This is a genomic window from Streptococcus oralis, assembly GCF_006175905.1.
Classification (GTDB): domain Bacteria; phylum Bacillota; class Bacilli; order Lactobacillales; family Streptococcaceae; genus Streptococcus; species Streptococcus oralis_BG.
Genome location: NZ_SSNB01000001.1, coordinates 353063 through 378428, shown reverse-complemented (window position 1 = coordinate 378428; position 25366 = coordinate 353063). Strand labels below are relative to the sequence as shown.

Below are 25366 nucleotides of genomic sequence, written 5' to 3'. Positions count from 1 at the left end.
CAGATAAAGGGGAGAAAAGGTGAAATATTATCTGAAAGATTCATTTCTGCATAATGCACATGAAAAGAATGCAGGGAGTAAGGCGCGAAATGACGTGGAAGCTATTCTAGTCTTAGAGGGTTATGAGGGGTTGGAGCTCAAGGTTGAGAATTGGTATAAGATGAATTTCTTTAAAGCTCAACAACACAAATATCGTGCGACCAAGTCTGTGTTTGATCAGTTGGGAGCTGGAGATGAATTGGTGATTCAGTTCCCTATTATCCACCATACATTTTTCATCTCACAACTCATCAAGCAGGCGAAAAAAAGAGGAGCAAAATTCTATCTGTTGATCCATGATATTGAAACCTTGCGTCATGCAGCAGGTTCAGAAGTGAAATTCCGTCATAAAGTGCGAAATTACTTCCAGGAAAAGAAAGCTTTGATGTCAGTGGATGGCATTATCGTTCATAACGATATCATGAAGAAAGTTCTGGTAGGTCAAGGAGTGCCAGCAGATAAAATGGTTAGCTTGGAGATTTTTGACTATCTGATTCCAAACTTTGAGGTACAAGCTCTTCCTCAAAAAGACCAACCTATTATCGTAGCTGGAAATTTGAACCCTTCAAAGTCAGGTTATCTTTATAATTTACCAGAACAACCAGCCTATAACTTGTATGGAGTGGGCTATGATGAAAGTCGTGCATTGAAAAACACCACCTACTTTGGTTCCTTTATGCCGGATGACCTCCCAGCTGCTCTTGAAGGTAGTTTTGGTTTGGTCTGGGACGGAGACAGCTCAGAAACCTGCCAAGGTTCTTACGGAAACTACCTACGCTTTAACAACTCGCACAAGGCCTCTCTCTACTTAGCTTCAGGTTTTCCCCTAATAGTCTGGAAAGAGTCGGCTCTCGCACATTTTGTTCTGGATAAAGAGTGTGGTCTAGCAGTTGATTCTCTACACGACCTCCAAAAAGTACTAGATGATTTGACACTTCAAGACTACAAGGAACTTTCAGAACAAGCTAGGAAAGTTGGAGCTGCTCTTCGAGATGGAGCCTATTTAAAAGCTGCCTTATCCAAATTGAAGTAAATTCCTTAGAGAATTTGGGACAAAATGAAATATAATATAGGATAGGTAATTAGCCAGAAAGGAAATCTATTATGAAAGGTATTATTCTTGCGGGTGGTTCGGGAACGCGCTTGTACCCACTTACTCGAGCTGCGTCAAAACAGCTGATGCCGGTTTATGATAAACCCATGATTTACTATCCTTTGTCAACCTTGATGTTGGCAGGGATTAAGGACATTTTGATCATCTCAACACCACAGGATTTGCCCCGTTTTAAGGATCTGCTCTTGGATGGTTCCGAATTTGGGATCAAGCTTTCCTATGCGGAACAGCCTAGTCCCGACGGACTTGCTCAGGCTTTTCTTATTGGTGAAGAATTTATTGGTGACGATAGTGTTGCCTTGATTTTAGGCGATAATATCTATCATGGACCTGGTTTGAGCAGAATGCTTCAAAAGGCAGCCAAGAAAGAGAAGGGCGCGACTGTTTTTGGCTACCAAGTGAAGGATCCAGAGCGTTTTGGTGTGGTCGAGTTTGATACAGACATGAATGCTATTTCCATAGAAGAAAAACCGGAGAATCCTCGCTCTAACTATGCAGTGACAGGTCTTTATTTCTATGACAATGACGTTGTGGAGATTGCCAAACAGATAAAACCGAGTGCTCGTGGTGAGTTGGAAATCACAGATGTTAACAATGCTTATTTGAAGCGTGGGGATTTGTCAGTTGAAGTTATGGGGCGTGGTTTTGCCTGGTTGGATACAGGGACGCATGAGAGTCTGTTAGAGGCTTCCCAATATATCGAAACGGTTCAAAGGATGCAAAATGTTCAGGTTGCCAACCTGGAAGAGATTGCCTATCGAATGGGCTATATCAGCCGCGAAGATGTACTGGAATTGGCGCAACCTCTCAAGAAGAATGAATACGGACAATACCTGCTCCGTTTGATTGGAGAAATCTAGATGACAGATAATTTTTTCGGCAAAACACTTGCAGTGCGTAAGATTGATGCCATTCCAGGTATGTTAGAGTTTGACATTCCAGTTCATGGAGACAATCGTGGCTGGTTTAAGGAAAATTTCCAGAAGGAAAAGATGATACCGCTTGGTTTTCCTGAAAGCTTCTTTGCTGAAGGGAAACTGCAAAACAATGTCAGCTTTTCTCGTAAAAATGTTCTTCGAGGTCTCCATGCCGAACCTTGGGACAAGTATATCTCAGTAGCAGATGATGGGAAAGTTCTGGGTTCTTGGGTTGACCTACGTGAAGGTGAGACTTTTGGAAATGTTTATCAGACAGAGATTGATGCAAGTAAGGGAATCTTTGTCCCTCGTGGCGTAGCCAATGGTTTCCAAGTACTCTCGGATACAGTTTCTTATAGCTATCTGGTCAATGACTACTGGGCACTTGAGCTCAAGCCGAAATACGCTTTTGTCAACTATGCAGACCCAGCCTTGGGCATCCAGTGGGAAAACATAGCAGAAGCAGAAGTTTCGGAAGCAGATAAACATCATCCACTGCTTAAGGATGTCAAACCACTAAGAAAAGAAGATTTGTAAAAAAGTTAAGGAATAAAAATGACTGAATACAAAAATATCATCGTGACAGGTGGGGCTGGTTTTATTGGTTCTAACTTTGTTCACTATGTTTACAATAACTTTCCAGATGTTCATGTGACAGTGCTGGACAAGCTGACTTATGCAGGTAATCGTGCCAATATTGAAGAAATTTTAGGTGATCGTGTTGAGTTGGTTGTCGGAGATATTGCAGATGCAGCCTTGGTAGACAAGCTAGCTGCTCAAGCAGATGCCATTGTTCACTATGCGGCAGAAAGCCATAATGACAACTCGCTCGATGATCCGAGTCCATTTATCCACACCAACTTCATTGGAACTTACACTCTTTTGGAAGCAGCTCGTAAATACGACCTTCGTTTCCACCATGTATCGACTGATGAAGTCTATGGGGACCTGCCTCTGCGTGAAGATTTGCCAGGTCATGGAGAAGGTCCAGGTGAGAAATTTACGGCTGAAACCAAGTACAATCCCAGCTCGCCTTACTCATCAACCAAGGCAGCTTCAGACTTGATTGTCAAAGCTTGGGTACGCTCATTCGGTGTCAAAGCGACTATTTCCAACTGTTCAAACAACTATGGTCCTTACCAGCACATTGAGAAGTTCATTCCGCGTCAAATTACCAATATCTTGAGCGGTATCAAGCCAAAACTCTACGGTGAAGGTAAGAATGTCCGTGACTGGATTCACACCAATGACCATTCATCAGGTGTTTGGACGATTCTGACAAAGGGTCAAATCGGTGAAACCTACTTGATTGGAGCGGATGGTGAGAAGAACAATAAAGAAGTGCTGGAACTCATCCTCAAGGAGATGGGGCAACCAGCTGATGCTTATGACCATGTGACGGACCGAGCTGGTCACGACCTTCGCTATGCTATAGACGCTAGCAAGCTCCGTGATGAACTAGGGTGGAAGCCAGAGTTTACCAACTTTGAAGCAGGTCTCAAAGAGACCATCAAGTGGTACTCAGACAATCAAGACTGGTGGAAATCTGAGAAAGAAGCCGTCGAGGCCAACTATGCTAAGATACAACAAGTAATTAACTAATCAGATACTAAAAAGCAAGAGAATTTAAATTCTCTTGCTTTTTATATATGTCATAAACTTTTATTTTCTTACTTCTTGTTTATAAAACTCTTTAAGGGCATCTTGCCAGGTTGGAATGACGAAACCTGTCGCCTTTGCTTTTATCAAGCTCATAGTTGAGTTGAGAGGTCGTTTGGCCTTGGCAGGAAACTTGCTGGAGTCTACTGGTACTACTTCGACATCACTGTCTTTAAGAATCTCGACAGCAAAGTCATACCAAGTGGTGTCTTTAGCTGCGTCATTTGATAAGTGGTAGTAGCCAAATTCTTTTTGATTTTCAGTCAAATAGGTCATGAATTCGGCTAAGGTTCGTGTCCAGGTTGGGCGGCCGTGTTGGTCGTTGACTACTGTGAGTGTTTTATGGGATTTGGCTAGATTTTGCATGGTAAAGACAAAGTTCCTGCCATAATTTCCAAAGACCCAAGCAGTGCGAATGATGTAATACTGTGACGTAAGGGTTTCAACAAGTTCTTCCCCCATTCGCTTGGTACGTCCGTACTCTGTTTGCGGATCAGGTAGGTCATCAACTTCCCACTCTTGTCCGATAGGTTTCTTTCCATCAAAGACATAGTCTGTCGAGATATAGACCAGAGTAGCTCCGTATTTTTCAGAGGCTTTGGCTACATTTTCAGTTCCAGTTACGTTTATGGCAAAATCCAGTTCTTTTCCCTCATCTTCAGCAGCATCAACAGCAGTATAAGCTGCACAATGATAGACTAAAGTTGGCCTAACCTCGGCAAAGACTTCCTCAACCATTTCAGCATTCGTGATATCCATTTCGGCCACATCCACTGCAACATAGTCCACATTTCGTTCATCTAGTAAATAACGTAGTTCAGTACCGAGTTGACCATTCGCACCTGTAATTAATATCATTGTCTTCTCCTTAACTTTTCTTCTATCTAATCATAGCAAAAAAATGATAAAAAATCTGATTTTCGGTCCTTGTTTTGATAGTTTCTATTCGATAAGAATCTGTTTTTGAAATAAAGCTGTTTATTAGATTCTTTGAGATAGAAATTTTTTATAGCTGTAAAGCGATTCTTAAAATTCTGAGCGTTAACACTGTTCAGAAAAGAGAAAATTTTAGTGAATTTTACCTATTTCCTATTGCTTTCTGGTCTTTTATTTGTTATATTAAAAGTACAATTATTTTTTATTTATAACAGTAAAGCAGAGCACTTTCAGAGAAAGGAGTATTTTTTAAAAAAGAAATGTAAACGCTTACTGAAAAATGAAAGGATTTAGGAGTTCATGGATAAACGATTTTTTGAAAAACGCTGTAAGTTCAGTATTCGTAAGTTTACGCTTGGAGTAGCTTCGGTGATGATTGGAGCGACTTTCTTTGCTGCCGCCCCAGTGTTGGCTGATCAAGCAAGAGTTGGTTCTACAACTAATTTGCCAAGTGAATTAGCTGATTTGGATAAGAAGGCTAGTGATGAGGGGCACGATTTTGACAAGGAAGCTGCCGCTCAGAATCCTGGTTCAGCTGAAACTACTGAAGGCCCTCAAACAGAAGAAGAGTTGTTGGCTCAAGAAAAAGAAAAGTCTGAAAAGCCAAGCAACCTGCCAAAAGAATTAGAAGATAAGTTGGAGAAGGCTGAAGACAATGGGCGTGATGTTGACAAGGATCAATTGGCCCAAGATACTGGGAAGCTCGTACCAGAAGATGTAGCTAAGACTACCAACGGGGAATTAAACTACGGCGCGACTGTTAAGATTAAGACGCCATCAGGAGAAGGTAGCGGTATTGTCGTTGCAAAAGACCTTGTCTTGACGGTTTCTCATAACTTTATCAAGGACAGCCAAGACGGCAATATCCGTAAGGTTGTGGATAATGACCAAGGGGATGGAGATATCTATAGCATCTCATATCCAGGATTGCCAGATGTCAAGTTTAGCAAGAAAGATATTATTCATTGGGATCGTGAAGGCTATCTGAAAGGCTTCAAAAATGATCTGGCCCTTGTGAGATTGCGTACAGTTCTAGAAAATACGCCTGTTGAAGTAACTAAAAAGCCAGTAGTTAAGAAAATCGGAGATAAGCTCCATGTCTTTGGTTATCCAGAAGGGAAATTGAATCCGATTGTCAATACTACAGTTGATTTTGTGGAACCATACGGAGAAGGTGTCCAAGGGATTGGTTACCAAGGAGGAAAACCGGGTGCTAGTGGCGGCGGTATCTTTGATACAGAAGGCAAACTAGTCGGTGTGCACCAAAATGGTGTAGTTGGAAAACGGAGCGGCGGTATTCTCTTCTCACCAGCTCAACTAAAATGGATCCAAGACCACATACAGGGAATTTCAAGTGTGAAACCAGCAGACTTGGAAGAGAAAGAGAAACCGGCTGAAGAAAAACCAAAAGAGGATAAACCTGCAGCTGCTAAACCTGAAACACCTAAGACAGTAACTCCTGAATGGCAAACAGTAGCGAATAAAGAGCAACAAGGAACAGTCACTATTCGTGAAGAAAAGGGTGTTCGCTACAATCAATTGTCTTCAACGGCCCAAAATGACAATGATGGCAAACCAGCCTTGTTTGAAAAACAAGGATTGACAGTTGACGCTAATGGAAATGCGACGGTTGATTTAACCTTCAAAGATGATTCTGAAAAGGGCAAATCACGTTTTGGTGTCTTCTTGAAATTTAAAGATACCAAGAACAATGTTTTTGTTGGATATGACCAAGGTGGCTGGTTCTGGGAGTATAAATCTCCAACCGATAGCACCTGGTATAAGGGGGGCCGTGTAGCAGCGCCTGAGACAGGATCAATTAACCGCCTATCAATTACCCTCAAGTCAGATGGACAACTCAATGCAACGAATAATGATGAGAAACTTTTTGATACGGTCACTTTGCCAGCAGCTGTTAATGAAACTCTCAAAAATGAGAAGAAAATCGTCCTAAAAGCTGGTTCCTATGGCAATGAGCGTACAGTTGTCAGCGTTAAAACAGACAATCAAGAAGGTGTAAAATCAGATGATACTCCTGCCCAGAAAGAAACAGGTCCGGCCGTTGACGATAGCAAGGTGACTTATGATACGATCCAGTCTAAGGTACTCAAGGCAGTGATTGACCAAGCCTTCCCACGTATTAAAGAATACAGTTTGAACGGGCATACCTTGCCAGGACAAGTCCAACAATTCAATAAAGTATTTATCAACAAACACGAAGTCACACCTGAAGTTACTTACAAAAAAATCAATGAGACAACAGCAGAATACTTGATGAAGCTTCGCGATGATGCTCACTTAATCAATGCAGAAATGACAGTTCGTTTGCAAGTTGTGGACAATCAATTGCACTTTGATGTGACCAAGATTGTCAACCATAATCAAGTCACTCCAGGTCAAAAGATTGATGATGAAAGAAAGCTGCTTTCTTCTATTAGTTTCCTTGGTAATGCTTTAGTCTCTGTTTCGAGTGAGCAAGCTGGTGCTAAGTTTGATGGGGCAACCATGTCAAACAATACCCATGTCAGCGGTGATGACCATATCGATGTAACCAATCCAATGAAGGATTTGGCTAAGGGTTACATGTATGGATTTGTTTCTACAGACAAGCTTGCTGCAGGTGTTTGGAGCAATTCTCAAAACAGCTACGGTGGAGGTTCTTATGACTGGACTCGTTTGACAGCCTATAAGGAAACAGTTGGGAATGCCAACTATGTAGGAATCCACAGCTCTGAATGGCAATGGGAAAAAGCTTATAAGGGCATTGTCTTCCCAGAGTACACCAAGGAACTTCCAAGTGCCAAGGTTGTTATCACTGAAGATGCCAATGCGGATAATAAAGTGGACTGGCAGGATGGAGCCATTGCTTATCGTAGCATCATGAACAACCCTCAAGGTTGGGAAAAAGTCAAGGATATCACGGCTTATCGTATCGCGATGAACTTTGGTTCTCAAGCCCAAAATCCATTCCTTATGACCTTGGATGGTATCAAGAAAATCAATCTCCACACAGATGGTCTTGGGCAAGGTGTTCTCCTTAAAGGATATGGTAGTGAAGGTCACGACTCTGGTCACTTGAACTATGCTGATATTGGTAAACGTATTGGTGGTGTCGAAGACTTCAAGACCTTGATCGAAAAAGCGAAGAAATATGGTGCTCATCTAGGTATCCACGTTAACGCTTCTGAAACCTATCCTGAGTCTAAATACTTTAATGAAAATATTCTTCGTAAAAATCCAGATGGAAGCTACAGCTATGGTTGGAACTGGCTAGACCAAGGTATCAACATTGATGCTGCTTATGACTTGGCGCATGGACGCTTGGCTCGCTGGGAAGACTTGAAGAAAAAACTTGGTGATGGTCTCGACTTTATCTATGTGGACGTTTGGGGCAATGGTCAATCTGGTGATAACGGTGCCTGGGCTACTCACGTTCTTGCTAAAGAAATTAACAAACAAGGCTGGCGTTTTGCGATTGAGTGGGGCCATGGTGGTGAATACGACTCTACCTTCCAACACTGGGCAGCTGACTTGACCTATGGTGGTTACACTAATAAAGGTATCAACAGTGCCATCACCCGCTTTATCCGCAACCACCAAAAAGATTCTTGGGTTGGGGACTACAGAAGTTACGGTGGTGCAGCCAACTACCCACTTCTAGGTGGCTACAGCATGAAAGACTTTGAAGGCTGGCAAGGAAGAAGTGATTACAATGGCTACGTGACTAACCTCTTTGCCCATGATGTCATGACCAAGTACTTCCAACACTTCACTGTAAGTAAATGGGAAAATGGTACACCAGTTACCATGTCTGATAACGGTAGCACCTATAAATGGACTCCAGAAATGAAGGTTGAGCTAGTCGATGCAGCAGGAAACAAGGTTGTTGTGACTCGTAAGTCAAACGATGTCAATAGCCCACAATACCGTGAGCGTACAGTAACGCTCAATGGACGTGTCATCCAAGATGGCTCAGCTTACTTGACTCCTTGGAACTGGGATGCGAATGGTAAGAAACTTCCTACTGATAAGGAAAAAATGTACTACTTCAATACGCAGGCCGGTGCAACAACTTGGACACTTCCGAGCGATTGGGCAAATAGCAAGGTTTACCTTTACAAGCTAACTGACCAAGGTAAGACAGAAGAGCAAGAACTAACTGTAAAAGATGGCAAGATTACCCTAGACCTTCTAGCAAATCAACCATACGTTCTCTACCGTTCAAAACAAACCAATCCTGAAATGTCATGGAGCGAAGGCATGCACATCTATGACCAAGGATTTAACAGTGGAACCTTGAAACACTGGACCATTTCAGGTGATGCTTCCAAGGCAGAAATTGTCAAATCACAGGGTGCAAATGAAATGCTTCGTATCCAAGGCAATAAGAGCAAGGTCAGCCTTACTCAGAAACTGACTGGCTTGAAACCAAATACCAAGTATGCGGTTTATGTTGGTGTCGATAACCGTAGTAATGCTAAGGCAAGTATCACAGTGAATACTGGCGAAAAAGAAGTGACTACTTATACCAATAAGTCACTCGCTCTCAACTATATCAAAGCTTATGCTCATAACAATCGTCGTGAAAATGCTACAGTTGACGATACAAGTTACTTCCAAAATATGTACGCCTTCTTTACAACAGGTTCAGATGTATCAAATGTCACTCTGACATTGAGTCGTGAAGCTGGTGATGAAGCAACATACTTTGATGAAATTCGTACCTTTGAAAACAATTCAAGCATGTACGGAGACAAGCATGATACAGGTCAAGGAACCTTCAAGCAAGACTTTGAAAATGTAGCTCAAGGAATCTTCCCATTCGTAGTGGGTGGTGTCGAAGGTGTTGAAGATAACCGCACTCACTTGTCTGAAAAACACGATCCATATACACAGCGTGGTTGGAACGGTAAGAAAGTCGATGATGTTATCGATGGAAATTGGTCACTCAAGACCAATGGACTGGTTAGCCGTCGTAACTTGGTTTACCAAACCATTCCTCAAAACTTCCGCTTTGAGGCAGGTAAGACCTACCGTGTAACCTTTGAATATGAAGCAGGTTCAGACGATACCTATGCCTTTGTAGTCGGAAAGGGAGAATTCCAATCAGGTCGTCGTGGTAGTCAAGCAAGCAACTTGGAAATGCATGAATTGCCAAATACTTGGACAGATTCTAAGAAAGCCAAGAAAGTAACCTTCCTCGTGACAGGTGCAGAAACAGGCGATACTTGGGTAGGTATCTACTCAACTGGAAACGCAAGCAATACTCATGGAGATGCTGGCGGAAATGCCAACTTCCGTGGTTACAACGATTTCATGATGGACAATCTTCACATCGAGGAAATTACCCTAACAGGTAAGATGTTGACAGAAAATGCTCTCAAGAACTACTTGCCAACGGTTGCCATGACTAATTACACCAAAGAGTCTATGGATGCTTTGAAGGAAGCGGTCTTTAACCTCAGTCAGGCGGATGATGACATTAGCGTGGAAGAAGCGCGTGCAGAGATTGCCAAGATTGAAGCTTTGAAGAATGCTTTGGTTCAGAAGAAGACAGCTTTGGTAGCAGAAGACTTTGAAAGTTTGGATGCGCCAGCTCAACCAGGTGAAGGTCTAGAGAATGCCTTTGATGGAAATGTGTCTAGTCTATGGCATACATCTTGGAATGGTGGAGATGTAGGCAAGCCTGCAACCATGGTCTTGAAAGAACCAACTGAAATCACAGGACTTCGTTATGTTCCACGTGCCTCTGATTCAAATGGAAACTTGCGAGATGTGAAACTGGTTGTCACAGATGAGTCTGGTAAGGAACATACTTTTAACGTGACAGATTGGCCAAATAACAACAAGCCAAAAGACATTGACTTTGGCAAGACAATCAAGGCTAAGAAAATTGTCCTTACTGGTACCAAGACTTACGGAGATGGTGGCGATAAATACCAATCTGCAGCGGAACTCATCTTTACTCGTCCACAGGTAGCAGAAACACCACTTGACATGTCTAGCTATGAAGCAGCTTTGGCTAAGGCGCAGAAATTAACAGACAAAGACAATCAAGAGGAAGTAGCTAGCGTTCAGGCGAGCATGAAATATGCGACGGATAACCACCTCTTGACGGAAAGAATGGTTGCCTACTTCGCAGACTACCTCAACCAATTACAAGACAAGGCTGCTAAACCAGACGCTCCTACAAGCAGCAAGGGTGAAGAGCAACCTCCTGTTCTTGAAGTTCCTGAATATACAGGCCCTTACGGAACAGCTGGAGAAGAAGCGGCTGTTCATGACCTAGCTGAGTTTAAGGGCGGTGTCAATGCGGCAGAAGCAGCTGTTCATGACTTACCTGAGTTCAAGGGTGGCGTCAATGCAGTTCAAGCCTTGGTAAACGAATTGCCAGAATACAAGGGTGGAGCCAATGCAGTTCTAGCAGCTGCAAATGAAGTTCCAGAGTATAGAGGTGGAGTCAATGCAGTTGAGGCCTTGGTAAATGAAAAACCAGCCTACACAGGTGTATTGGCTACAGCTGGAGATCAAGCAGCTCCAACAGTTGAAAAACCTGAGTACCCACTCACTCCAAGCCCAGTAGCTGATACCAAAGCTCTGGAAGATAAAGAAGAGAAACTTCCTGCTACAGGAGAACATGGTTCAGAAGCAGCCCTCTTCTTAGCAAGTGTGAGCATCGCTTTATCTGCTGCTGTTCTTGCGACAAAACGTAAAGAAGATTAATGAGATTTGGTTTTAGCAGTTCAAAGCAACTCGAATCAAAAAAAACAAACAGCCGGAGAGGACCTCTTGGTTCTCTCCTTTTTCAAAGGAGAAATGATACCGCTTACTCATGTATGCGGATGAAAGGAATAGGAGAAAGATGGATAGACATTTTTTTGAGAAACGCTGTCACTATAGTATAAGAAAATTTGCAATCGGTGCAGCCTCCGTTATGATTGGTGCTAGTATCTTTGGCGCCAATATGGTTCAGGCGGCAGAAACAGCAACACCTTCAGAGACAGAGGGAAGTATCACTCATGTTCAAGCCCTGGATAAGCTACCAGATGATTTAGCCGCTGCGCTTGAAAAAGCAGATGCAGAAGCTGCAACAGAAGCAAGTCATGAAGAAACTCCAGCGACTGATGAGGGAACCAATCCTCCAGCAAGTGAAGAGACAAAACCAGAGACAAGTCCTGCAAGTCCCAAACCAGCAGAAACGCCTAAAGAAGAAGCTAAACCATCAGAAACAAACACCCCTGCTGCTAAACCAGCTGAAACTGCTACGCCCGCACCAAAACCAGCTGAAAAGCAAATCGAAGATAGAGAAGATGTGAACCATCTTGAAGGTGCTACTGCTCAGGCGAGCAACCATGAGACTGGTACCAACTTTACTGCGGATAAGGCTATCGACGGAGATGACAATACCCGTTGGGCTACAGACAAAGATGTACCAAAACCAACCTTCGAATTAACTCTTCCAAAAACTACTCTCATCAAACATGTAGAAATTGACTGGGATCGTCGTCTTCGTAATGGGCAAAATGACCCAAATATCAAATCTTGGAGTCTCTATTACGCAGGCCAAGAAGATGTGGGCGCTAATGGAGAAAAACAATGGAAACTCGCTCATACCAAGACTGGAGATCTTGTTTTAGATGAGAAAGTTGACTTAGCCAATAGTATTCAAGCTAAATATCTTAAGTTAGAAATTAACGACTATCAAGCGGGCACAATGGGTTGGAGAAACGTTGGTATCCAAGAAATTCGAGCTTATTCAAACGTTCCGGACCATAGTAAGGTAACGGATATCCGCCAAGTAACCGAACTAACAGTAGCAGAAGACGGACAGTCTCTTGTCTTACCAACTTTACCAGGGAAAGTTAGCCTTATCGGAAGCAACAAGCAAGGTGTGATTGACCTTCAAAATCACATCTATAAGCCTTTGACAGACCAACGCGTCAAGGTCATGGTGCAACAAATCAAAGACAGCCATACTTTCACTAAGGAATTTGAAGTAGTCATCAAGGGGCTACATCAGGACGAGGGTGTGGGGGTAAAACCCAAAGTAGCACCAGCTGTTCAACAATGGTATGGAAAAGAAGGTCAATCTTCTATCACTTCAGATACAGTCCTTGCGACAGGAGATTCGGGCTTTGATCAGGCAGCAACCTTCTACCAGTCAGACCTTGCTAGCCGTGGATTGGAACTAGCAACAGGTGACAAGCAGGCTCAAAAACGAATCGAATTTAAAAAGGTTGAAAACAAAGGTTATGGCAAGGAAGGCTATGGCATCACTATCCAAGGTGATGTGATTACCATCGAAGCTGCCACAAATACAGGAGCCTTCTACGCCACTCGTACTCTTCTTCAAATGGGAGAAACAGACCTACAAAATGGCGAAATTCGAGATTTCCCAAGTTTCAGCCACCGTGGCTTTATGTTGGATACAGGTCGTAAATTTATCCCTTATGACACCCTCGTAGACATCATGCTCAACATGGCTTACTACAAGATGAATGACTTGCAGTTGCACCTCAACGATAACTATATCTTCCTTAAGGAACACTTGGCAGGTAAGAGCTTAACACCAGAAGAACAACTCAAGTATGTTCTTGAACATGCCAAGACTGGTTTCCGTGTGGAGACAGACATTGTAGGTAAGAATGGTCAAAAATTGACATCGGATGAGCATTATACCAAGGAAGAAATGCAAAATCTGATTAAACTTGCCAAGGCCTTGCATATCAACCTAGTGCCAGAAATTGACACACCAGGTCACGCTCTATCATTTGTCAAAGTCCGTCCAGACCTCATGTATCAAGGTAGTTTGAGTGATTATGCTGGCAAACACAATGTCGAGCGCGTAGCCATGCTAGACTTGGATAACAAGTACGAAGAAACGCTGGCTTTTGTCAAATCCGTCTATGACAAACTCCTCGATGGTCCAGATGCACCACTTCATGGAGTATCAACGGTTCATATCGGAACGGATGAATACTATGGTAGCAGAGAAAGCTATCGTCGCTATGTCAATGACCTTATCAAATACATTAAAGGAAAAGGTTACACCCCTCGTATCTGGGGCTCGCTCAGTGCAAAACGAGGTAAAACAGCGGTTGATTGGAACGGAGTAGAGGTTGATATCTGGAGTATCGGATGGCAACGACCAAATGAAGCCATTGCTCAGGGAGCTAAGATTATCAACATCACAGATGTACCGACCTATAGTGTGCCAAGTGGAAGCAATAGTCAAGCAGCTTACGGGGACTATGCTAACTACGAACGTCAGTACAATAGCTGGACACCGAATGATTTTAGAACAGGTGGAGGTCCACTTCTACCAGCTTCTCATCCAAGTATCCTTGGTGGGGGGCACGCAGTTTGGAATGATAATATCGACCTTCATGAGACCGGTTTGACCTCTTATGATATCTTTAAACGCTTCTTCAAGAGCATGCAAACCACTGCAGAACGTACTTGGGGATCCGATCGTGCGGCTGCAACCTTTGCAGAACGTACCCTACCAACGAGCCCTTATGCACCACAGTCAAATCCTGATAAAGCGATTGATCAAAGTGATTTGTTTACTATCAATCCTAAGACAGTTAAGGACTATGCAAGTAAGAAAGTGAAGACAAGCGAGCAAGGATTGGCATTTGAGAAAGACAGCAGCATCGAAGGCTTGGCTGGTGATGTTGGCCCAAGTCACGTCTTGAAGTTTGATGTAACTGTCACTGGAGACGGGGAACAAACCTTCTCAACAAGTGGGGACAACCGTATCTATCTAGCTGATAAAGACGGTTATCTTGCTTATCAATTTGAACAGTTCCATATCCAATTCAATAAAAAACTTGAAAAGAACAAACGTTATCAAATCTCCATCGTAACCAAACCACAATCTACAGAAGTCTATGTGGATGGTGAAAAGATTGAGCGTATTGCAAATCCAGCCCACCCTCGCTTTGCCCACAATAGCTTGGTACTACCGCTTGAAAGCATCGGTGGATTCAAAGGAATCTTGCATAGTGCAGAGTTGTCAGACAAACCATTTGTAAATCCTCGTTTGATTTCAAATGATAAAATTACTGCAACCGCAAGCAGTCAGCAACTTCCAGGAAACGAGACTGAAGGCGCTGTTGAAAAGGCCTTTGACAATGATCCAAATACCTTCTGGCATACTAAATGGACTGGTGACACTGGGCCATTCACCCTTACTATGACCTTGAAAGAAGCAGAAAAAGTCAATGGCTTGACGTATCTCCCACGTCCAGGTGGTGGAAATGGTGTTGTGACGCGCTACGAAATCTACGCACAAAAAGATGGCCAAATGGTCAAGGTTTCAGAAGGAAGCTGGGACAACAACGCCCAAGAAAAAACAGTCAACTTTGCGGCGGTACATACCAACAAGATTGAGTTGAAAGTATTGGAAGGCGTTGGTGGTTTTGCAAGTGCGGCTGAAGTTCATCTATTGAAACCTGTCAAAGAAGAGCAAGAAACGCCTGCACCAAGTCAACCAGAAAAACCAACTACACCTGAAAAACCAAAAGTAGAGCAAACAGGTGATGGAACAGTTGAATTGGCAGATCAATTCACTGCAAGTAAACCAGCTAGTGAAGACAGCATTGCAGCTGCCAGCAAGAGCGCAGACTATCTCAAGAAAGAGTACAAGGTCTTCCCAACGCCACAAAAAGTGACTTATGGCGAAGGTGTTACAGCCCTTCGTAAGCAAGTCAATCTGGTTATGGGCGATCAACTCGATATCTATACTCGTAATCGCTTGAAGAGTGTCTTGCAGGATAATCAAGTATCTTATACAACTGGTAAGGCAGCAATCGCTGGCGCAACCAATATCTATCTTGGGGTGCATGGACAAGGCTCACAAGCAGAGCAAAACTTGTCCAATGTTTCAGCAGGTCTCTTTGACAAGATTGACGCCTATGTCTTGAGCATCAAGGATAACTCGATTTCCATCGTCGGAAAAGACACAGATGCGGTCTTCTATGGTTTGACAACCTTGAAACATATGCTCAAGGAAAGCCAAGTACCAGTCCTTCGCAATGTGACAGTAGAAGATTACGCAGAGCTCAAGAACCGTGGTTTTATCGAAGGTTACTATGGAAACCCATGGTCGAATGCAGATCGTGCAGAACTCATGCGTTTTGGTGGCGATTTGAAATTGAACCAATACTTCTTTGCACCAAAAGATGATCCATACCACAACAAGAAATGGCGTGAACTCTATCCGGAAGAAAAACTAGCTGAAATCCGTGAACTTGCTCGTGTCGGAAATCAAAGTAAAACACGCTATGTCTGGACCATCCATCCATTCATGAACAACCGCATCCGCTTTGGCAATGAAGCGGACTACCAAGAAGACCTGGCTACCATCAAAGCCAAATTTACCCAGTTGATGAAAGTGGGTGTCCGCGAATTTGGTATCCTAGCAGATGATGCTCCAAGTCCAGTCGGAGGCTACAATAGCTACAACCGCTTGATGCAAGATATGACCAAGTGGTTGACTGAAATGCAGGGAACTTATAGCGGTCTTCGTAAAGAAATGATCTTTGTTCCTGGACAGTATTGGGGTAATGGACGTGAGGATGAGTTGAAATCCCTCAATGAAAATCTCCCAAGTTCAACATCCATGACCTTGACGGGTGGTAAGATTTGGGGTGAAGTCTCTGAAAGCTTCCTTTCAACTCTCAAGAACAATCTATCCGCAGGTGGCAAGACCTATCGCCCAGTTTCACTTTGGATTAACTGGCCTGTAACAGATAACTCTAAACAACACTTGATTCTAGGTGGTGGTGAGAAATTCCTTCATCCAAATGTGGATCCAAGCTTGCTATCTGGTATCATGTTGAACCCAATGCAACAGTCTGAGCCATCTAAGATTGCCCTCTTTTCAGGAGCTCAATACTCATGGAAACAGTGGAAATCAGAAGAAGAAGCTAAGAAAATCAATGACATTGCTTTCAACTTTGTAGAAAATGGTCATTTTGAAGATAGCAAGGTATCAGCAGCCTTCCGCGAACTTGGTAAGCACATGATCAACCAAAACATGGATAATCGTGTCGTCAAACTGGAAGAATCTGTAGATTTGGCTCCAAAATTAACAGACTTCATGACCAAGCTCAAAGCAGGTCAGGATGTGACTGCAGAACGTGCAGCCTTGCGTGCAGAATTTGCCAAGATTAAAGAAGCAGCCGAACTCTATAAAGCATCAGGCGATAAAAAAATGGTTGCCCAAATCCACTATTGGTTGGATAATGCAATTGACCAAATGAATGCTCTCGATGCCTTCCTTACAGGAACTGAAGCCATGGCTACAAACGATGCAGCCAAACTTTGGGATAGCTACTATAAAGGTTTGAAATTGTACGAACAGTCTCAAACTCACACCTTCCGTTATGTAGACCATATAGAAAAGGCTGAATTGGGTGTTCAACATATTCGTCCATTTATCCTATCCTTGAAAGAAGTTCTAGCATCTGAAGTTCAAAAAGTCTTGCATCCAGACCAAATCATCAGCACCTTTATCACCAATCGAACAGGTGTAGAAGGTGGTTTAGCAGAAGTAACGGATGGTGATTTGGCAACTCATGCGATTATTAAATCACCAAACAGCATCAAGACAGGTGATTATATCGGTATGAAATTCAACAAGCCGGTAGATATTCAAACCTTGACCTTTGCAATGGGAACGCAGGCAAATCCACGTGATACCTTTAGTAAGGCAGAAGTGCAGTATCAAGATGAAAATGACAACTGGGTAACCTTGAAAGAGCCAAGCTATGTCGGAAATGAATCCCTGCTTAAGTTTGAGAATCTCAACATCAAGGCCAAAGCAGTTCGCATGATTGCGACAGCAGACCGCGAGAACACTTGGTTTGCAGTTCAGGAAATTGCAGTCAACCGTCCAGTTGAAAAAGCTCGTAGCCAACAAGCAACGACAGTTAGTCTAAGCTCAAACTTAGTTTACAAACTAAATACCTCAGCTCGTCAAATCATTGATGGCAAGGACAATACAGAAGCCATGATGGCAAACGCTGACGGTAGCAATACCACTCCAGTAGATGCTTGGGCACAACTTGACCTCGGTGAAGTCAAGTCAGTCACTAAAGTACGACTTCGCCAAGGAACGGGTGATAAGCTTGCAGCAGGTGTGCTTGAGTATTCTACAGACGGTACTACTTGGCAGGAACTTGATCGCTTGGCAGGTGAACAAACCAAGGAAGTGACTAGAGCAATCAATGCTCGTTATATCCGAGTACGCAATACTAAGGCACTCGACCTCTGGTGGCGTATCCAAGACTTCTCTGTTGAGACACGCTCTGGAAACAGTGAGTTAACGGACACCAACGTTGATGCCTTGAAGGAAACGCCGGTAGTGGATAGCTTGGGACATTATGAACTTCAAATTCCAGCTGGAACTAAACTTCCTGCAAATAGCTATCTAGGTATGAAACTTGACCGTATCCATCAGGTCAAGAGCATCCAGCTCCAAGGCCAAGCCAACCCAGCTCTTAGCCTTGAGTACTCTGCAAATGCTCAAGAATGGATGGCAGCTAGCCAGTTGACAGACAGATCTGTAGTGAGCCACTTGGTACGTTATGTGCGTCTGGTCAATAAAACAGATCAGGAACAAGCTGTGACAGCCACTTCTCTCCTTGTGACAACCAAAGAAGTGCAACCAACCAAACTAGAATCTACAACTATGGGCATTCATCCAACATACGGAAGCAATGATGTTCGTAAACTGAACAACCTAGATCAACTATTTGACGGTGTTTACAACAACTTCGTTGAGTTTTCAGACTACGCCCATAAAGATGGTCACGTAACCTTGAAGCTTGGTAGCGAACGTACCATCAAGAAGATCAGAGCCTACATCCAAGACGGAACTCAAAACTACCTTCGTGATGGTAAGATCCAAGTCAGCCAAGACGGTAAAACTTGGACTGATGTCGTGACAGTAGGAGATGGTGTGGCCAATAGCACACACGATGATTCATTGACAGATGGTTGGACACATGATTCTAAGATGCCAGGAAATCGCTATATCGAGGGTGAATTGACGACACCAGTCAAAGCCAACTATCTCCGTGTCCTCTATACAGCGGATTATGATGCCCGTTTTGTAGGCTTTACAGAATTGGTCATCAACGATGGTGAGTTTGTCAAACCAATCAATGATCCAACAGTAGAAGGAAGCAGTGGAGAAAGCCAAGGCAACCTTTATAATAATCTTGTAGACGGCAAAGTCTTGACCAGCTACAAGTCTGAAAAAGAGAAGGGCGAGTTGGTTTATCACTTATCTGAACCGACCAATGCTAACCACCTTCGTCTCGTTTCCAGTCTTCCTGAAGGAGCTAAGGCACGTATTCTTGCTAGAACACTGAAGGATGGTCAAGACAGCTGGACAGACCTCGGTGCCATTACCTCCAGTCTCCAAACCTTCGCTATCCGAAATGGTGGCTCCCTTCTAGATGTCAAATTAGTCTGGGAAGGTGGCAAGGCAGAATTTTATGAATTGGCAAGCTTCCATCAAGAATTAACAGAAGAACCGCTCCAATCAAGCAAGGGAGAAGAACCAGCACCCGTTCTTGAGGTTCCTGAATTCACAGGTGGTGTCAATGCAGTTGAAGCCCTAGTACATGAACTTCCAGAGTACACAGGCCCAGTAGCGACAGTAGGAGACCAAGCTGCTCCGACAGTAGAGAAACCTGAGTTCAAGGGCGGTGTCAATGCAGTTGAAGCCTTGGTACATGAGCTTCCAGAGTACACAGGCCCAGTAGCGACAGTAGGAGACCAAGCCGCTCCGACAGTAGAGAAACCTGAGTTCAAGGGCGGTGTCAATGCAGTGATGGCTCTAGTGCATGAATTGCCAGAATACACAGGTCCATTATCGACAGTAGGAGACCAAGCCGCTCCGACAGTAGAGAAACCTGAGTTTAAACTTAGCTCACTTGCTTCAGATGAAGGTAAGGCACCGGCACCGGAACTAAGACAAGAAGTGACGAAGCGAGAAACAGCTGAACAAAGCTTGCCAGCAACAGGTGAGAGTCAATCTGACACAGCCCTCTTCCTAGCAGGTGTTAGCCTAGCCCTATCTGCTCTCTTTGTAGCAAAAACAAAGAAAGACTAGTATTTAGTAAAACCTCTTAACAAGATTACGAAATCCGTTTCCTATCTTTCCCAATGAGGTTTATAGTACAGAAAAAGCCTGAGAAGATGTCTTCTCAGGCTTTTGTTAAGCACATAAATGCAATAGTGCTATGAAAAAATCACCCAGAAAAATCCGGGTGATAAATGTTATGGTTGTGCTGGTTGAGGATTCTGATTTTGGTTCTGGTTTTGTTGACCAGGCGTTGTATTTGGTTGCTGGTTATTGGTATTATTGTTTGCACTATTATTCGTGCTTGGAGTAGTTGAGCTTGACTGTGAAGTTGAACTTTCTGATGTCGAGCTCGAACTTTCAGGTGTTGGAGCCTGTTGCGGAGCAGGGGCAGTCCATGCAGAACGAGCACCGTTTTTAAAGACGAACTCACCACTTCGATAGAGGCCTTCTGGCATAGTCCAGTCGCCAGGGTTGTTATCCTCAGACAGATAAGTCATCATTGAACGGTAGACCTTAGCTGCAACATAGAAGCCATCACCAACGATAGGAGTAAGGCGGTTTGAGTAACCTGTCCACACAGCCATTGAATATTTGCGAGTATACCCAACAAACATTTCGTCTGGAGCGACATAACCTGTGTTTTTGATGTAGTTTTCAATTTCATCGTCTGTATAGTTTGATGTACCAGTCTTACCAGCTTGAGGTAGCCAAGGGAGATAAGCACCACGACCAGTTCCGTATGCTAAGACAGTCTTCATCATTTCTGTCATCATATAGGCGGTCGTCTCTTTCATGGCACGAGTACCAGGATCAGCGTATTCTTTTGAGCTACCATCGCTAAAGACGATTTTGTTGATATACATTGGTTTATGGTAGATACCACCGTTAGCAAAAGCAGCGTAAGCAGCAGCCATTTTCTCACTACTTGCTCCGTACTTTTTGTTTGACTCAGTCGTATTACTTGAAATCGCGTTGGCATAGTGCATATCTGGATAGTCAATACCGATTCCATTTAGGAAGGTCTTGGCTCTATCCAAACCGACTTTGTTCAAGGTTTCTACGGCTGTAACGTTACGTGATTGTTGGAGCGCATATTGGATGGTGATGTTTCCAAAATAACTTCTATCCCAGTTGTAAACAGGGGTATCTGTTCCAGGATAGTTGTATGGAACATCATGTACAATCGAAGCAGTTGAGTCGTAGATGTCATACTCCAAGGCAGGAGCATAGTCTGTGATTGGCTTCATGGTAGAACCCCAGTCACGGTTGGTTTCAACAGCTTGGTTGATTCCGAAGGAAACATTGCTTGATTGGTGACGAGAACCTAACTGAGCAATAACTTTCCCGTTTGTCACATCCACAATCGTTGAAGCTACTTGCATTTCATCATCAGGATAGTTGACATACTCGTCGGTATTGTAGATATCCCAGAGATGTTGTTGAACTTTAGGATCAACGTTGGTATAGACGTCCATACCAGTCGTTAAGAGATTGTAGCCTGTTTCTTGTTCGACTTGATCGATTACCTCTTTGAGATAGTTGTCCATGTATGGAGGATAACTATTAGCCGATTTTAGGCTTTGAAGTCCATCTGTAATCGGAGTATTAATCGCTTTTTCATATTGCTCAGCTGAAATGTAACCTTGCCCCTTCATCTCAGAGAGGACGAGATTACGACGTTCTTGAGCAGCTTCTGGATGCGAGTATGGATCATACTGGTTTGGAGCCTGAGGCATACCAGCAAGGAGAGCTAATTGAGGAATACTTAAATCTTTGAGATCCTTGCCATAGTAACTTTGGGCAGCTGTCTGCATTCCGTAGTTACCGTTTGACATGTAAACCTTGTTGATGTAGTAGGTCAAGATCTCTTGTTTAGTCGCTTTTTGTTCTAGCTGAACGGCTAACCAAGCTTCCTGAGCCTTACGAGAAAGGGTTTGATCAGAAGTTGACGTAGAAAAATAAGTTAACTTAATCAACTGCTGCGTCAAGGTTGAAGCTCCTTGCAGACCTCCACCACCACGAAGGTTTCGGAGGGTAGCACCTAGGATACGGATCGTGTCAATTCCTCGGTGATTAAAGAAGCGATGGTCCTCAATCGAAACAATAGCGTTGACCAAATCGGTCGGTATTTCGTTTGCTTGGGCATTGACCCGACGTTCCGAACCAAGATCAGCGATAAGCTCGTCATTGCTATCATAGATCTTACTTGACGTTGTAGCGACTAGTTTACTTTCAGAAAGTTCGGGAGCCTTGCTAACATAGTAGAGGAAGAGACCTCCACCAAGCATTACAGCTGCGATAAATACAGTTAAGAGACTGATACTGACATACTTAGCTATTCGCAGAAAAGTTTGTTTGTTCATCTTGTTTTACCACCTAGTAAATGTTCTTTGATAATATCGAGATAGGGAATCTGAGGAAAGGCACCAGGCTCAATCCTATATCCATTTTCTTGAATATATCCAAGTGGCATTGACTTTTGTCCCATATCTTGATGATAGAAACGAATCAAGTCAAATGCCGGCAATAAGTAGGTTTCTTGCTGAGAAGAAAAGTGAAGGAGTACAAAGCAGATCCCTTGTTGGGCAAGGACTTGTTCCATGTGTTGGATCTGATGGAGATGAAAATTCTTCATCGGGATCGCGTGTTTCTGCCTGGTTTCCTTTGCTTCAAAGTCGATGTAGTATCCATCATAAACCCCTGAATAGTCAGTAGTTGAGGCTTGTCTAAAGTAGGCTTCAACGATCTTGGCACGACTTCGTTGGGGATAGTCGACACGTACGATTTGGATGGGAGTCGGCTTCTTGTGAATAACAGCTAACCCATGCGACAAATAGTAGTCGTTCGTAGCATTGATCATCTTTTCAAAAGACATTCCCCGATTTGCGAAATTTTTAGTTTGTGACAGGGGTGCTTGTCTCTTTTGAGATGAAATTTTATGTGGATAGTTGACCATAATTCTCCTTATTGGTACAATAACATCACTCTATTATATCATAAATTTACAAAGAAAGGGTTAAAAATGACATCAGCCTTGATTTTAGGCTATTCAGCCTTCGACCTTGGTCTCTTTAATGACAAGGATATTCGCGTTGATATTATCAAAACAGCTATTCGGAGAGACTTGGAACGTCTAGCAGAGGATGGGGTGACTTGGCTTGTCTTTACAGGGACTTTGGGCTTTGAGTACTGGGCGCTTCAGGTGGCAAAAGACATGAAAGCAGACTATGGATTTCAACTGGCGACCATTTTTGATTTTGAAACCCATGGCAGTAACTGGAATGAAGCAAATCAAGCGAAATTGAGTGAGTTCAAGCAGGTTGATTTTGTCAAATATGCCTATCCACAATATGAGCACAAGGGACAATTACGCGATTATCAAAAATTTCTGCTGGAAAATACAGATACTTGCTACCTTTTTTACGACGAAGAAAACGAAACCAAGTTACGATATTTTTACCAAATGATGAAAAATCAAGCGGACTATGTTACAAGAAGATTAACATTTGAGGACTTGAATGAAATAGTAGAAAATTTTTCTGAAAAGTAAGCCTTTGACCTTGATTTTTACTTGTCTTTTTTTATATAATAATACTAGTAACCCAGAATGGAGAGAGACATGGCAAGTATTATATTTTCAGCGAAAGATATTTTTGAACAAGAATTTGGACGTGAAGTACGTGGATACAGCAAAGCAGAGGTAGACGAATTCCTAGACGATGTGATTAAGGATTATGAAACCTACGCAGCTTTGGTCAAATCCCTTCGTCAAGAGATTGCTGATTTGAAAGAAGAATTATCTCATAAACCACAGGTAGCGCCAACTCAACCAGACTCTATTGAAGTAACAGCTTCTACTTCAATGACAAACTTTGATATTTTGAAACGCTTAAATCGTCTCGAAAAAGAAGTATTTGGTAAGCAAATCTTAGACAACCAAGATTTATAATTGACTAAGGAATGAGTGCAATTTTTGGATAATCGCGTGAAGAGGTTCTCTTTTCATGAGGAAAGTCCATGCTAGCACAGGCTGTGATGCCTGTAGTGTTTGTGCTAGGCGAATCCATAAGCCTAGGGACGAGAAATCGTTACGGCAGTCGAAATGGCTAAGTCTTCGGATAGGTCAAAATAGGCTTGAAAGTGCCACAGTGACGGAGTCTTTCTGGAAACAGAGAGAGTGGAACGCGGTAAACCCCTCAAGCTAGCAACCCAAATTTTGGTCGGGGCATGGAGTGCACGGAAACGAACGTAGTACTCTGACTGCTAGCAGATTTATGCTGTTAGCGGTAGACAGATGATTATCGAAGGAAGTGGTCCTAGTCACTTCTGGAACAAAACATGGCTTATAGAAAATTGCATATAGGTTGGGGCTGAGAAATCTTTCTCAACCTCATTTTTTAAAGTGAACAAGAGAAAGGTCTTGCAAGACTAGAAATGAAAGAACAATTTAATTTAATCGCAACTGCTGCGGCGGGGCTTGAGGCTGTCGTTGGACGTGAGGTGCGAGACCTTGGTTATGATTGCCAGGTTGAAAATGGGCGTGTCCGCTTCCAAGGAGATGTGAAGGCAATCATTGAGACCAATCTTTGGCTTCGTGCAGCGGATCGCATCAAGATTGTAGTCGGAAGTTTTCCAGCTAAGACTTTTGAAGAGCTTTTTCAAGGCGTTTTTGCTCTAGATTGGGAAAACTATCTCCCGCTAGGAGCACGTTTCCCGATATCAAAGGCAAAATGTGTGAAGTCTAAACTCCACAACGAGCCCAGTGTTCAGGCTATTTCCAAGAAGGCTGTTGTGAAGAAATTACAAAAACACTATGCCCGTCCAGAAGGAGTTCCCTTGATGGAAACTGGTCCCGAGTTTAAGATTGAGGTATCTATCCTGAAAGATGTGGCAACTGTCATGATTGACACGACAGGCTCCAGTCTCTTTAAACGTGGTTATCGTACGGAAAAGGGTGGAGCGCCGATCAAGGAAAATATGGCAGCGGCCATTTTACAACTCTCTAACTGGTATCCAGACAAGCCCTTGATTGATCCGACCTGTGGTTCAGGAACTTTCTGTATCGAGGCGGCTATGATTGCCAGAAAGATGGCACCAGGCCTTCGCCGTTCCTTTGCTTTTGAGGAATGGAACTGGGTCAGCGATCGGCTAATCCAAGAAGTTCGCACAGAGGCGGCTAAGAAAATTGATCGTGAACTTGAGCTGGACATTATGGGCTGTGATATAGATGCTCGCATGGTGGAAATTGCTAAGGCAAATGCTCAAGCAGCAGGCGTCGCAGGTGATATCACCTTTAAGCAAATGCGGGTACAGGACTTACGCACAGACAAGATTAATGGCGTTATCATTTCCAATCCACCATATGGGGAACGCTTATCTGATGATGCAGGAGTTACCAAGCTCTATGCTGAGATGGGACAAGTCTTTGCACCACTGAAAACGTGGAGTAAGTTTATCCTGACGAGTGACGAAGCTTTTGAAAGTAAGTATGGAAGTCCAGCTGATAAAAAGCGAAAACTGTATAACGGGACCTTAAAAGTGGATTTGTATCAATACTTTGGTCAGCGTGTCAAACGCCAAGAGGTAAAATAGAAAGGT

Annotated in this window: 12 protein-coding genes and 1 other RNA gene; 10 read left to right on the top strand and 3 right to left on the bottom strand. The window is 43.2% G+C overall.

Features of this window, described 5'->3' with window-relative positions; all coding sequences use genetic code 11:
• Positions 1-19 precede the first annotated feature (19 nt).
• From E7Y33_RS01800 to rfbB, 4 genes are all read left to right on the top strand, one after another.
• Positions 20-1072 (top strand): glycosyltransferase, encoded by a 1053-nt coding sequence (locus tag E7Y33_RS01800; protein WP_139689484.1) that lies wholly within the window; start codon positions 20-22, stop codon positions 1070-1072.
• A 71-nt stretch (positions 1073-1143) separates the two neighbouring features.
• Positions 1144-2013 carry a glucose-1-phosphate thymidylyltransferase RfbA gene (gene rfbA / locus E7Y33_RS01795; protein WP_139689483.1) on the top strand — a complete coding sequence of 290 codons (870 nt, stop codon included), beginning with the start codon at positions 1144-1146 and terminating at the stop codon, positions 2011-2013.
• The gene (locus tag E7Y33_RS01790; protein WP_139689482.1) at positions 2014-2607 is read left to right on the top strand and encodes a dTDP-4-dehydrorhamnose 3,5-epimerase family protein; all 594 of its coding nucleotides are present in this window, start codon (positions 2014-2016) and stop codon (positions 2605-2607) included.
• An 18-nt stretch (positions 2608-2625) separates the two neighbouring features.
• Positions 2626-3672, top strand: a complete 1047-nt coding sequence (rfbB, locus tag E7Y33_RS01785; RefSeq protein WP_139689481.1) for a dTDP-glucose 4,6-dehydratase — start codon at positions 2626-2628, stop codon at positions 3670-3672.
• A 60-nt stretch (positions 3673-3732) separates the two neighbouring features.
• On the opposite strand, the gene rfbD is transcribed toward rfbB, so the two are convergent.
• The gene (rfbD, locus tag E7Y33_RS01780) at positions 3733-4587 is read right to left on the bottom strand and encodes a dTDP-4-dehydrorhamnose reductase (protein ID WP_139689480.1); all 855 of its coding nucleotides are present in this window, start codon (positions 4585-4587) and stop codon (positions 3733-3735) included.
• 378 nt (positions 4588-4965) lie between these two features.
• Between rfbD and E7Y33_RS01775 the strand changes: the two genes are divergently transcribed.
• Positions 4966-11388, top strand: coding sequence for a SpGH101 family endo-alpha-N-acetylgalactosaminidase (locus E7Y33_RS01775; protein WP_139689479.1), 6423 nt, complete (start codon positions 4966-4968; stop codon positions 11386-11388).
• A gap of 139 nt (positions 11389-11527) precedes the next feature.
• Complete coding sequence (locus E7Y33_RS01770; protein WP_139689478.1) at positions 11528-19795, top strand: SIALI-17 repeat-containing surface protein; 8268 nt, start codon at positions 11528-11530, stop codon at positions 19793-19795.
• 167 nt (positions 19796-19962) lie between these two features.
• Here E7Y33_RS01770 and pbp1a read toward each other — a convergent pair whose 3' ends face one another.
• Together pbp1a and recU are read right to left on the bottom strand one after the other, a co-directional pair.
• The gene (pbp1a, locus tag E7Y33_RS01765) at positions 19963-22131 is read right to left on the bottom strand and encodes a penicillin-binding protein PBP1A (protein ID WP_001041840.1); all 2169 of its coding nucleotides are present in this window, start codon (positions 22129-22131) and stop codon (positions 19963-19965) included.
• Positions 22128-22724, bottom strand: coding sequence for a Holliday junction resolvase RecU (recU, locus tag E7Y33_RS01760; RefSeq protein ID WP_139689477.1), 597 nt, complete (start codon positions 22722-22724; stop codon positions 22128-22130). Before recU ends, pbp1a begins: the two co-directional genes overlap by 4 nt.
• A gap of 66 nt (positions 22725-22790) precedes the next feature.
• Here recU and E7Y33_RS01755 point away from each other — a divergent pair, with 66 nt between their 5' ends.
• The 4 genes from E7Y33_RS01755 (at position 22791) to E7Y33_RS01740 (ending at position 25360) form a co-directional block, all read left to right on the top strand.
• Positions 22791-23318, top strand: a complete 528-nt coding sequence (locus E7Y33_RS01755) for an SLOG family protein (protein ID WP_000199581.1) — start codon at positions 22791-22793, stop codon at positions 23316-23318.
• A gap of 69 nt (positions 23319-23387) precedes the next feature.
• On the top strand, positions 23388-23717 hold the full coding sequence (gene gpsB / locus E7Y33_RS01750; protein ID WP_000146523.1) for a cell division regulator GpsB: 330 nt from the start codon (positions 23388-23390) through the stop codon (positions 23715-23717).
• A 20-nt stretch (positions 23718-23737) separates the two neighbouring features.
• Positions 23738-24119: RNase P RNA component class B (rnpB, locus tag E7Y33_RS01745), an RNA gene on the top strand.
• Between the two features lie 83 nt (positions 24120-24202).
• The gene (locus E7Y33_RS01740) at positions 24203-25360 is read left to right on the top strand and encodes a THUMP domain-containing class I SAM-dependent RNA methyltransferase (protein WP_000662905.1); all 1158 of its coding nucleotides are present in this window, start codon (positions 24203-24205) and stop codon (positions 25358-25360) included.
• The last annotated feature ends 6 nt before the right edge of the window (positions 25361-25366 follow it).